This window comes from Desulfuromonadales bacterium, assembly GCA_035620395.1.
In the GTDB taxonomy this organism is placed as follows: Bacteria; Desulfobacterota; Desulfuromonadia; order Desulfuromonadales; family DASPGW01; genus DASPGW01.
The window spans coordinates 1-12,217 of record DASPGW010000035.1 but is presented as its reverse complement, the minus strand read 5'-3'; the positions used below and the strand labels follow the sequence as shown (position 1 = coordinate 12,217).

General features: G+C 61.4%; 12 protein-coding genes. All 12 read left to right on the top strand.

The window, feature by feature from the left end:
* The first annotated feature begins 8 nt into the window (after positions 1-8).
* Positions 9-1,373, top strand: coding sequence for a TIGR03013 family XrtA/PEP-CTERM system glycosyltransferase (locus VD811_02160; protein ID HXV19777.1), 1,365 nt, complete (start codon positions 9-11; stop codon positions 1,371-1,373).
* Positions 1,373-2,164 (top strand): polysaccharide biosynthesis/export family protein, encoded by a 792-nt coding sequence (locus VD811_02155; protein ID HXV19776.1) that lies wholly within the window; start codon positions 1,373-1,375, stop codon positions 2,162-2,164. The genes VD811_02160 and VD811_02155 overlap by 1 nt, the downstream gene beginning before the upstream one ends.
* A gap of 72 nt (positions 2,165-2,236) precedes the next feature.
* Positions 2,237-3,745 (top strand): XrtA system polysaccharide chain length determinant, encoded by a 1,509-nt coding sequence (locus tag VD811_02150; GenBank protein ID HXV19775.1) that lies wholly within the window; start codon positions 2,237-2,239, stop codon positions 3,743-3,745.
* A gap of 58 nt (positions 3,746-3,803) precedes the next feature.
* Positions 3,804-4,640: a polysaccharide biosynthesis tyrosine autokinase gene (locus VD811_02145; protein HXV19774.1), complete on the top strand. Its 837-nt coding sequence runs from the start codon at positions 3,804-3,806 to the stop codon at positions 4,638-4,640.
* A gap of 23 nt (positions 4,641-4,663) precedes the next feature.
* Complete coding sequence (locus VD811_02140) at positions 4,664-5,977, top strand: TIGR03016 family PEP-CTERM system-associated outer membrane protein (GenBank protein ID HXV19773.1); 1,314 nt, start codon at positions 4,664-4,666, stop codon at positions 5,975-5,977.
* A gap of 14 nt (positions 5,978-5,991) precedes the next feature.
* On the top strand, positions 5,992-7,140 hold the full coding sequence (locus VD811_02135; protein ID HXV19772.1) for an XrtA/PEP-CTERM system-associated ATPase: 1,149 nt from the start codon (positions 5,992-5,994) through the stop codon (positions 7,138-7,140).
* 13 nt (positions 7,141-7,153) lie between these two features.
* Positions 7,154-8,131, top strand: a complete 978-nt coding sequence (locus VD811_02130) for an XrtA system polysaccharide deacetylase (protein ID HXV19771.1) — start codon at positions 7,154-7,156, stop codon at positions 8,129-8,131.
* Between the two features lie 2 nt (positions 8,132-8,133).
* On the top strand, positions 8,134-9,177 hold the full coding sequence (locus VD811_02125; protein ID HXV19770.1) for a FemAB family XrtA/PEP-CTERM system-associated protein: 1,044 nt from the start codon (positions 8,134-8,136) through the stop codon (positions 9,175-9,177).
* 13 nt (positions 9,178-9,190) lie between these two features.
* The gene (locus VD811_02120; protein ID HXV19769.1) at positions 9,191-10,432 is read left to right on the top strand and encodes a DegT/DnrJ/EryC1/StrS family aminotransferase; all 1,242 of its coding nucleotides are present in this window, start codon (positions 9,191-9,193) and stop codon (positions 10,430-10,432) included.
* A gap of 6 nt (positions 10,433-10,438) precedes the next feature.
* Positions 10,439-11,272, top strand: coding sequence for an exosortase A (gene xrtA, locus VD811_02115; protein ID HXV19768.1), 834 nt, complete (start codon positions 10,439-10,441; stop codon positions 11,270-11,272).
* A complete protein-coding gene (locus VD811_02110) occupies positions 11,269-11,919 on the top strand; it encodes an EpsI family protein (protein ID HXV19767.1) in 651 nt (216 codons plus the stop codon). The genes xrtA and VD811_02110 overlap by 4 nt, the downstream gene beginning before the upstream one ends.
* Before the next feature lie 11 nt (positions 11,920-11,930).
* Positions 11,931-12,217: hypothetical protein (locus VD811_02105; GenBank protein HXV19766.1), on the top strand; the 287-nt coding region annotated here is incomplete at its 3' end.

Below are 12,217 nucleotides of genomic sequence, written 5' to 3'. Positions count from 1 at the left end.
AGGCGGACATGGGTAAAACGTTGCTGATTCTCATGGGAGGTGATGTGCTGATTGCCATCCTCGCCCATTATTTCGGCTTCTTTCTTTGGCTCGATTCTTCACTGGAGCGGGGCGAGATCGTCAGATCGGGGCTCTTCCGGATCCTCTTGTTCGCGGTCGTGCTGATTTTCACCTCGTACTTTTCCGGCCTCTACAGCCGCGAGAAACAGTTCCGGCAGGGCGAGGTCATGCTGCGTATTGGCGGTTCCCTCCTCCTGGCCGGTCTCCTGCTGTCGGCCGTGTATGCGATCGTCCCGGCGGCCGCGGTGGAGCGCAGTCGTCTGCTTCTTGCCCTGGCTGCTTTCGGCATCTTCCAGTTCATCTGGCATAACCGCTACGCTCTGCTTCTGCGCATCCCCGGGGTGGCGCAAAAAGTCATGATCCTCGGCGTGGGAGCGCCGGCGAAACAACTCGAGAAAAGCCTGGAGGAGAGTCAGCACAACTTCGTACTGACCGGCTTCATCCAGCCCGCCGGCGAATCGGCGGTTCTCGACCCCTCGGCGCGAATCCTCGGCACGATGGACACTCTCGTCGATACCGCGTTGCGGGAAAAAGTGAACAGAATCATTGTCTCCATGTCCGAGCGGCGGGGCGTGCTGCCGGTCCGGGATATCCTCAAATGCAAGCTGAACGGCATCGCCGTGGTCGACGGCCTGTCCTTTTACGAGGAGATTACCGGCAAACTGGCGATCGAGAACATCAACCCGAGCTGGTTCATCTTTTCCAACGGCTTCCGCCTGACCCCCTTCATGCATTTTTACAAGCGGGCTTTCGATCTGGTCTTTGCCGCCCTGGGTCTCCTTCTCACCCTGCCGCTTCTGCCCCTGCTGGCGCTGGCGATCCGTCTCGAGTCGCCGGGTCCTGTTCTGTTCCGGCAGTTGCGGGTCGGTGAAAACGAGAGGCCCTTTCTCCTCTATAAATTCCGCAGCATGCGCCAGGATGCGGAAAGTGCGACGGGCGCGGTATGGGCGCAGGTCAACGATCCGCGGGTCACCCGGCTTGGGAAATTTCTGCGCAAGAGCCGGTTGGACGAAATCCCGCAGCTCCTCAATGTCCTCAAAGGGGACATGAGTTTCGTCGGCCCGCGGCCGGAGCGACCCGAGTTCATCGAAAAGCTGAAAGAGAAGATTCCCTATTACGGCAGCCGCCACTGCGTCAAACCCGGCGTCACCGGCTGGGCGCAGGTCCGCTATCCCTACGGCGCTTCCGAGGCGGACGCCCTGGAAAAGCTGCGCTATGACCTCTACTACATCAAGAACTACTCGCTGTCCCTCGATTTTCTGATCATCCTCGAAACGGTCAAGGTGGTTCTGGGCGGCAAAGGAGGAAGGTAATGATAAGGCTATTGTTGTTTCTGTCACTTGCGGGGTTTTTTGTAGTTGCGGCACAGGCTGAGGATTACGTCATCGGCGGCGGCGACGCCCTGCAGGTTTCGGTCTGGGGTGTGCCGGAACTGAGCGGCCAGTTCGTCGTCCGGCCCGACGGCAAGATCACCCTGCCCGCGGCCGGTGACGTCGCCGCCGCCGGCCAGACCCCTGCCCGGCTCGGCGAGAATCTGGCCGTGGTGCTGGGCGGCTTCGTCAAGAAGCCGATCGTCACGGTAGCGGTCACCGGTATCACCAATAACCGGATTTACATCTCGGGCGGCGGGGTGCCTCCCGCCGTGGTCAACCTGTCGGGTCAAACCACCCTGTTCAAGTTCCTCTGCGGACTGCAAGGCCTTGAGAACGCAGATCTCCGTCGTGCTTACCTGCTGCGCAAGGGCGAGCGGATGGCTGTCGATTTCTTCGCCCTCTTCTGGGAGGGGGATTTTTCCAGAGACCTCGAGCTGCGGCCCGAAGACATCCTGTTCATTCCCAACAATGAACGGAACAAGATCTATGTTCTCGGAGCGGTCAATGCTCCGAAGTACATCTACTACCGGGATGGGGTGAAGGTCCTCGACGCCATTCTGGAGGCCGGGGGATTCAATGAATTCGCCAGCAAGAACGATGTGGTGATTTTCCGGAAAGATCAGGAAAGGATCAGGGTCAAGGCCAAGGACCTGACCCGGGGAAAAGACCTGGCGCAGAACGTTCCTCTGGCTCCCGGTGACTATGTGGTCGTGGAAGAAGGGTTTTTCTAGAACCCTTCGGGCTGGGGCAGGTTGGTCAACCAGGAAACTTCATGCCGCCCAAGGGGCGGACCGGGTGCCAGAATGGAAAAGCAAGCAAACGAATTCAGCAAATATCTGAAGATTTTCTATCGGCGGCGTTTTCTCTTTCTCACTGTTTCCCTGCTGGTGATGACCCTGGCCATTGCCTGGTGTTATCGACTGCCCAAGCAGTACCAGGCGGCCAGCACCGTTTTCATCGAGAAGAGCATCATCGACGAACTGGTCAAAGGCATTGCGGTCACCCCAAGCCAGGACAGCCATATCCAGGTGCTGAGCTACGACATGCTCAGCCGGGATGTGTTGTCGAAGGTCCTGAAGGAGATGGATGCCGACACTCCGCTCGCCAACGATACCGCGTTCCAGAACCTTGTCGACGACCTCCAGAAACGCACTGAAATCACCATCAAGGGGAAGGAAGGGCTGTTCATCGTCTCCTTCAAAGACAAAAATCCGAAGTTTGCGCAAGATTACGTCAACACCCTGGTCCGGACATACGTCGAACAGAATATCGCCGGCAAGCGGGAAGAAACCTTCGGCGCCAACCGGTTCCTGGACGAGCAGCTCGCTCATTTCAAGGGCAAGCTTGATCAGGCGGAGGATGCCATCATCGGCTTCCGCAAGAGCCAGGGCGTTTTTCTCGCCAACGGGGAGCAGCCGATCATAGCCGACCTGCAGCGGTACGCCGCCGAGGTGGAAAGCCTCACTCTCACCGTGGAAACCCTGCGGGCGAAACAGGCGCGGCTCAAGACCCAGCTGCGGTCGGTGGAGCCGAAGGTCGCCGTTTTCAGCGAGGGGCAGAAGGAGGATCGCATCATTCGTCTCGAACAGCGGATCGGCCAGCTGTTGCTGACCTACACCGAGAACTATCCCGAAGTGGTCCGGTTGAAGGCCGAGATCGAGATGCTGAAGAGGCAGGAGGGGAAGGGGTGGGAATCGACTGCCGGGGAAGTCGCGATGTTCACCCCCAACCCCATGCACCAGGACCTGCAGCAGAACCTTTTCGACATCGAGGCCGAAATCAGTTCCCTCGAGGCCCGTAGGGCCAGGCTGCTCAGTCTGGCGGAGACGAGAAAACGGGAACTGCAGGAGGTCCCCGAGAACAAGAAGACGCTGGCCGTGCTCGAGCAGGAGCGCGACTCCCACCGCCGCGTCTTCGAACAGCTGCTGCTGCGCAAAGGGCAGACCGAGGTGTCCAAACAGATGGAAATCGGCAACAAGACTGCCACCTTCCGGATCATCGACCCTGCGATCCTGACGTCCCGGCCGGTTTCCCCCGATATGGCCAGAATGATTTTGCTGGCCATTGCCGCCGGCCTGGGCGCGGGAGCCGGTCTCGTACTGCTGCTGGAGAACCTGAATGCCTCAATCTGTCAGGTGCAACAGTTGCGCGATCTGGGGTTGGAGGTCTGCGCCATCATCCCCAGCATGGTCGACCCGGCCCTCGTCGCCCGGAATCGCCGCCGGAACCTGCTGGCCTATGGCGTCTCCGGTCTCTATTTTTCAGGCATCCTCGGTCTGCTCGCCTACGAGGTGCTGAAGGGAATGGTTTGACGATCATGGGCACGAGGCACGAGATTGAAAGGCCAATAACCATACACGGGATTCCGCTATGAGTCGAATCGAACAGGCACTGGAAAAGGCCGCCAGGCAGAGGGAACACAACCCGGAATTCATTCCCGTCCCGTCGGCGGAAGCGGCGAGCGCGCCCTCGGCGGAAAGGGGAAACGGGCACCGGGAGAGAGACGCCGCACTGCTCCTGGCAAACCCCCTGCCGGTCAGCAGCCCCTTTCTGGTGGCGCCGGGCAACAAGAATAATCCGGCCGCCGCCGAGGAGTACCGGAAGCTGAAGTCTCTGGTTCTCCGCCTCACCAGGGGGGAGCGGTTTCTCAATACGTTGCTGATCACCAGTGCCGGCAGCAATGAGGGGAAAACTCTCACCGCCCTCAACCTGGCCATCGTCCTGGCCCAGGAGTACGACCACTCGGTCGTGCTGATCGACGCCGACCTGCGCCGGCCTTCGGTCCACCGGTACCTGGGAATCAAACCGGAGGTCGGATTGGCCCAGTGCCTTCAGGACCATCTGCCGGTGGCGCGGGCACTCGTGAAAACCGGACTCGGCCGGCTCGTGGTTTTGCCCGCCGGCGGGGTGGTCGCCGATCCCGTCGAACTGCTCTCGTCCGCACGGATGAAGGACATCCTCCGGGAGCTGAAAAGCCGCTACCCGGACCGTTACGTCATCATCGACACCCCGCCGTCGGCCCCTTTCGCCGACGCACAGATGCTTGGACAGGTGGTCGACGGCGTACTCTTCGTCGTTCGCGAGGGCGTCGCCAGGACCAACGATATCAGAGAGGGGCTCGGTTCCCTGAAGGATGCCAACCTCCTGGGTGTGGTGTACAACGATGTCAGCTTCACCCCGGGCAACGGGCGTTATTACTACTACTGAGCAGGAAGAAAGGATCGGCGATCTTGCGGCAACTCATCCCGGCATGCTTTTGTTTGTTGAGCCTGACCCTGCTTTTCGCCTCCCACGCCTGGGCGCGCCTGGGGGTCGAGCCGCGGCTGGCGGTGCGTGAAGAATACGATGACAACATCTTCCTGGCCTCCTTTGACGAGGAAAGCGATTTCATCACCACCGTCAATCCCGGGATGGCCCTGCGCTGGGAAACCCGCCGTTTCTCTCTCGTTCTCGACTATGGTTTCGAGTTTCTCTTCTTCCGCGATCACCCGGAGTTCGATGCGACATCGGTTCGGGATACCCAGCGGGCGCGGGCCGAGGCTGAAATTTTTCCCGAGAAGAGTTTCTCGGTTCGCATCCTCGACGAGTACAGGCGGGTGTCCATTGACCGGCGACGACCGACGGTGGAGACCAACCTTATTGTCAACAAGATCAACGAAAACCACTTCCTGCTGGGCCCACGCTACCGCCTGGGGAGGCTGCCGGCGCTGCAGGCGACGCTGGGCTACCAGTTCGACAAGTTCGCTTACGATTCGCCGGAAGGGGACGACCACACCAGCCACGCCTTTACCCTGGAACTGGCCAGGGAGTTCTCCCCCCGATGGGTTCTGACCCTGAGCGGGGCGCAGCGTTTTCATTATGCCGAAATTAACGACGACTTCCGGCGGCAGGACCTGGTCGCGGGTTTTACCTTCAAGGCAGGGCCGCAGTTGACCTTGCGGGGGGATGGCGGCGTCAGCCGGATCGAGTTCAGGGACGGGGATGCCGAAACCTCCGCCATCTGGTCCGCCGGGGCCGATCTGCGTGCCACGCCCAGACTTTCTTTCGGCCTGGCCTACTCCGAAAATTTCACCGTCCTGGTCGACGACGGTCTGGCAAAAACCCGGACGGCCCGAGGGACTGTCGGTTACGCCGGGAAAATCCGGACGGATTTCAGCGTTTTTGCCCAGGATGAAGACTTCCGCTCGGTGGATCGGGAAGACCGCTCGGCGGGTGGCGCACTGGCTCTGCGCATACCGGTAGGAGAAAGGCTCGACCTGCGCCTGCACGGCAGCCTCGCCTACCTGGAGTTTCTTCCCGAAGACGAGGATGTCCGCCGGACGTCGGCCGGCGCCGCCCTGGAGTACCGCCTGGGGATCTTCACCGTATCGCTCGGCTATGACCATCATGTCAGCCGGTCCAATCTGCCTGGAACGGCACTGGACAACAACGAATACCGCAACAATATCGTTTTCCTGGCGGCAGCGGTGCGATTCGAGCGATCGCTGACGGGCTATCAGGAAGGACAGAACGCTGAGGAACGACTGCCGTTGACGGCTTACTAACAACAGGACTCCCCATGTACAAAGAGTTTTTCGGTCTGCATACGAAGCCCTTCGAGCTGGTCCCGGACCCGCGGTTTCTCTTCCCCAGCCGCTCCCACCGGCGGGCCCTGAGCTACCTCGAATATGGCCTGCAGGAACGGGCCGCCTTCATCCTTCTCACCGGCGAGGTAGGCTCGGGCAAAACGACCCTCATCCGCAACCTGATCGGTCAGCTCGCTGCCGACGTCTGCCGGGCAATGGTATTCAATACCCGGGTCAGTCCCGAGCAGCTGCTGGCCCTGATCAACGACGACTTCGGGCTGCCGACGGAGGGCAGGGACAAGGTGGCTCTGCTGCACGATCTCAACGACTTCCTGATCGCCCAGCACGCCGCCCGCCGCCGTCCCATCGTCATTGTCGACGAGGCGCAGAACCTCGCCCCCGAGGTACTGGAGGAAATCCGGCTGCTGTCCAACCTGGAGACCAACCAGGTCAAGCTGCTGCAGATCATTCTGGTCGGGCAGCCCGAGCTGCGGACCATCATCAACCAGCCCGGCCTGCGGCAACTGCGGCAGCGCATCGGCATCGCCTGCCACATCGACCCCCTGCCCCGGGAGGAGACCGAAAGCTACGTGCTGCATCGCCTGGAGCTGGCCGGCAACCGCGAGGCGGTCCGTTTCCAGGAAGGGACCTTCGACCTCATTCACGGCTTCAGCAAGGGGATCCCGCGACTGATCAACATCTTCTGTGACTTCCTGCTGCTGGCGGCGTTCGTCGATGAGACCCTGGAACTGTCCGTGCAGCTGGTGGAGGAGGTGGCGGGCGACTTCTCTGCCGGAACGGACCTGACCCAGGAGGAGAAGTCGCCGGCGGCGGTCGACGGAGCGCTGTTTTGCGAGTGGCAGGGGAAGATCGGCGGTCTCGAAGCGGCCATGCGACGGATTGAATCCGCTCAGTCCGGCCAGGTGACGATGCTGGACAGGCTGGCCATGTACGAAAACATTCTCAAGGCCTTGATCGGCCAGCAGAAAGAACAGATCGGCCGGCTGGAGGAGGGGCAGCGGCAGATCAGCCGCCAGCTCGAGGAGTTGCAGCAGGTGATTGGCGCCGCGGCGGTGCTGACCGCAACTGCCGGAGCGCGGGAGCAGGGGAAAAAAGGGCTGCTGGTCAGGCTCTTCGGCTGACCCGGGGGAAACTATGGCGCCTGCCAATTTGCTGACGATCGACGTGGAGGACTACTTCCATGTCTCGGCCTTCGAAACGGTCTCACCTCCCGAGACCTGGGAAAGGTGCGAGTTCAGGGTCGACCGCAACACGGAAAGGGTGCTGGCCCTCCTTGCGGAATACGACGTCCGGGCCACCTTTTTCGTGCTCGGCTGGGTGGCTCGCCGGTTTCCCGAACTGGTGAAAAAAATCGCCCGGCACGGGCACGAAATCGCCAGCCACGGCTACGGCCACCGCCGCGTCACCACCCAGAGCCGCGCCGAGTTCCGCGACGACATCCGCCGGAGCAAGACGCTGCTGGAAGATCTGGGCGGGCAGGCGGTCCTCGGCTACCGGGCGCCGAGCTACTCGATCGGGCTGCATTCCCTCTGGGCCTACGATGAACTGCTGGAAGCGGGCTATCGCTACGATTCCAGCGTCTTTCCGGTGAAGCACGATTTCTACGGCATTCCCGACTGGCCGCGCTTTCCCTTCTGCGTCATTCGCGGCGACCAGGGACAGTGGGCGCCCGAGGATGGCCGAACGGAGACTCCGGCGGGGGAGCCCGCCTGCAGGATGCTGGAGATTCCCATCACCACCCTGAAACTTTGCGGCCGCAACCTGCCCATCGCCGGCGGCGGCTATTTCCGCCTTTTCCCCTACGCGGTCACCCGCTGGGGACTGGGGCGCATCAACCGGCAGGAGGGGCGGCCTTTCGTTTTCTACCTTCATCCATGGGAGCTTGATCCGGAGCAGCCGCGCATGGTCGGTGCCGGGTGGAAGAGCCGGTTCCGGCACTATCTCAACCTGGAGAAGACCGAAGGGCGGCTGCGGCGCCTGCTCAAGGATTTTCCCTTCTCCCCGATTCAGGCAGCCCTGGGTGGCATTCTGCCGCACGAGGAGCGGGGACAGGAGGCTGAACCCGTAAGAGTCCGGCCGGTGCCTGCCATCGCCGAGGGGAATCCGGGGTAGCCATGCGCATACGTCTGGCCAACGACAGAGACCAGTCCGCCTGGGATGCCTTCGTACTGAACCATCCCGACGGGCTCGCTTACCACCAATACGGCTGGAAGAAGGCAGTGGAGCAGGCCTACGGTTTTCAGGGGGCATATCTGCTGGCGGAGCGGGGCGGGGACGTTTGTGGCGTCCTCCCCATGATTCACCTGAAAACGCCTCTTTTCGCGGGGCGGCTGGTGTCGCTGCCTTATTGCGATGTCGGTGGCTGTCTGGCTTGCGATGCGGAGATCAGCGAGGCGCTTTTGCGGGCAGCCAGCGATTTCGCCGCCGGAGTGGCGGCCAAGGGCCCTGAACTCCGCTGGGCCGGTCTCCGGAACGCAGCTTCGGCCAGCGGCGCCGCGGCAGGCCAAAAGGTGCGCATGCTCCTCGATCTTCCCGGAGACTCGGGTAGGTTGCTGGCCGGTTTGAAATCGAAGCTGCGCAGCCAGGTGAAAAAGCCGCAGCGGGACGGTTTGCGTGCCCGCCTGGGCGGCACGGAATTGATCGATGATTTCTACGGAGTGTTTGCCCAAAACATGCGGCTGCTCGGATCTCCGGTACACAGCAAGAGATGGATCGAGGCGGTGGTCGAGATTTTCGCCGGGCGGGCACGGGTCGGAGTGGTTTACACCCAGGATGGCGCTCCGGCGGCAGGGGGGATCCTTCTGCTGCATCCCCGCACGGTTTCCATCCCCTGGGCTTCGTCGCTGCGGTCCTGCAACCACCTCAACCCGAATATGCTGCTCTACTGGACGTTTCTCGCCTTCGCGGCGGATGGCGGCTATGAAAAGTTCGATTTCGGGCGTTCCACGCCCGGCGAAGGGACGTACAGGTTCAAGGAGCAATGGGGCGCCAAGCCTTCTCCCCTGTGCTGGCAGGACCTGACGGCCCCCGAATCGACGGGCATAACGGGCAACTGGACGGCGACCGGCCGTCGCTTTGCCGAGATGCTCTGGTCATGCCTGCCCCTGCGGGTGACCACCCTGCTGGGCCCGCCCCTGCGGCGCAACATCAGTTTGTGAAAGAGGTTGTTTGATGCGTATCGGACGTACCCTGCCCCCAGCCGCGGCACCCTTATCCTGGCTGGATCTCTCCTCCGGATTGCTGGGATGGGTGCGTGGACGTCGTGAAACGCAGCGGTTCTCGGGCGAGCTGCAGGCATTTTTCGGCAGCCGCCACTGCTTTCTGGTGTCATCCGGCAAGGCGGCCCTGACCCTGATCCTGCTGGCGCTCAAAAAGGCGTACCCGGAGCGCGACCGGGTACTGATTCCGGCCTTCACCTGCTACTCGGTGCCTTCCGCCATCGTCCGGTCGGGGTTGAAAGTGAGCCTGTGCGACATCGATCCGGCCACCCACGATTTCGATGTCCGGCAACTGCGGGCCAAACTCGCCGACCCCCGTCTGCTGTGCGTGGTCCCGGTCCACCTTTTCGGTCTGCCGGCCGACGTCGAGAGGCTCAGGGCCATGGTCGGCAATCCGGAGGTGGTGATTGTCGAGGACGCGGCCCAGGCCATGGGGAGCGAGCGCGACGGGCGGAAGTTGGGAACCCTCGGCGATGTCGGTTTTTTCAGCCTCGGGCGGGGCAAGGCGCTCTCAACCGTGGAGGGCGGGGTGATTCTCACCGGTCGCGACGATCTCGGCGCGGCCCTCGCCGGCCAATACGCCGGGCTGGACGATTACGGCGCCTTGCAAACCCTGAAGATTGTGTTTTACGCCCTGGCTCTGTCGCTGCTGACCCGCCCGGCTCTGTTCTGGCTGCCCAAGGCGCTGCCATTCTTGCGGTTGGGCGAAACGATCTACGACCCGGAATTTCCCATGCGCAGGCTGTCCGGCCTGCAGGCCGGCCTGGCGCGTGGCTGGCAGCCTAAGCTGGCGGCGCTTCAATGCACGCGAAAGACCTGGGTCGCTGAGTGGCAAAAAATCCTGAAACCAATTCGGAAGGGCGCTGCACGGCCGCTGCTCCGTTACCCGGTGATGCTGGACAGCGCTGACGAGGCGTGCAGGGTGGTGGAGGAAAGCAATCGCCTGGGTCTGGGCATCGCCCCGTCCTATCCGGATGCGGTTCATCGGGTGCCCGAACTGGCGGCGGATTTTGCCGGGGAGGATTTTCCCGCCGCACGGGACGTCGCGCAACGTCTGGTGACGCTGCCGGTGCATGGGTTTGTGCGTGGGGCGGACCGGAAGAGGATCTTGAGGGTCATTCAGCCAGGTTTTGCCCCCCTTTGGCAAAGGGGGGCAAGGGGGGATTTCGAAATTGCATCTTCCGGCCGGGATTGAGTCGCTATGACGAAGGGTGTGCAAAACATCAAATGGCAATTGCCGGTTCTGCTGCTCGCCTGGGCGGCGGTCTTCTGGCCCGTGCTGCCGCCCATGGTCGAGACCTGGCTCGGCCATTCCGACAATTCCCATGCCCTGCTGGTACCGCTGATCTCTCTTTACTTCCTCTGGGAAAAGCGCGAGGCGATACGCCTTGTCCCGGTCCAGGGGTCCATTCCGGGGTTGACCCTGCTGGTGGCAAGCCTGGCGATTTACTTCGTCAGCTACGCCGGCGGCATCGCCTTTTTTGCCCGCCTGATGCTCGTTGCCGCGCTGATCGGGCTGCTGTGGAGCTGCCTGGGGACCGCCATGCTCCGCCTGCTGGCCTTCCCGCTGGGTTTTCTGTTCTTCATGGTACCGATTCCCGACACCCTGCTCGGCATGGTCGCATTCCCTCTGCAACTGGCGGCCACCAGAATTTCGGCCGGGCTGATTCAGTTCTGTTCCATTCCCGTCTACCGCGAAGGGAACATGCTCTATTTCCTGCAGACCCAGCTTGAAGTGGCCGAGGCCTGCAGCGGCATCCGCTCCATCATGTCCCTGACCATGCTCGGCGTGATTTTCGCCTACATCTCCCCCGGCAGCGGGTGGCGCAAGGCGGTTCTGATCCTGTCGGCCATACCCGTCGCCATGCTGGCCAACATTCTGCGGGTCAGCGGTACGGGAGTTCTGGCGCATTTTTTCGGCGACCGCGTTGCCCGTGGTTTTCTGCACGAATTTTCAGGGCTGGCGGTGTTTATGTTCGGCCTCGCGCTGCTGTTTCTGATTTACAGGGTTTTGAAGGCGAGGGATGCGGGATGAGCAATAAATTCTTCTACCTTGCATTGCTGACCCTGTTATTGACTGCGGGCCTGATTTTGTCTGTGGCAAATCGGGGTGTACCCAGGGTGCTCCATACCAATCTGGAGAACCTGCCCATGGAGATCGCGGGGTATCAGGGGCGTGAGGATTCCTTTGATCAAGGGGTATATGACGCCCTGCAGGCCGATCTGCATGTCTATCGGCAGTACCGCTCGCCTGAGGGAGAAGCTCTCGGTCTCTATATCGGCTATTACGGCACCGCCAAGGGAGGCCGTACCGGCCATAACCCTTACGCCTGTCTGCCGGGGGCGGGGTGGGGAATCATCGAGACGGGAACTGTGGAGGTCTACCCCAGCTATTACCCGCAGGGTGTCAAGGTCAATTATGTGGTGGCCGGCAAGGACGGGGTCAACAACGTGATGCTCCACTGGTACCAGACGGCCGGCACCCGGGTGCTGGCGACGGGGCTGCAGCAGAACATCCAGCGGTTCAAGGGGCGGGTACTGCACAACCGCAACGATGGGGCGTATGTGCAGGTGAACGCATTGGTCCCCGAGGCGGATATCCCCATGGCCCGGAGCAAGTCGAAAGAGTTTGTGCGGGAAGTGATGGAGCTGCTGCCCCGGCATTGGCCGGTGGAGGGGTAAGGTTTTATTCCATGAAATACAGGATAGAAATCATCGATTCTCTTGATGCATGGAAGCGGTTGGCCGTCGATTGGAACCATTTGTTGGACGGTTCCGTCTCCAACACCGTTTTTCTGACATGGGAATGGCTCTTTTCCTGGGCAGAGTGCTACCTGAATGAAAATCGAAAACTCTTCATCATCGGTGTATACAGAGACCTCGAACTGGTAGGTATCGCCCCTTGGTATGTTAACCATACCAAATACAAGCTGCTAAGCATGCGGCAAATAGAATTTCTGGGGTCGCCGGAAACAGGCTC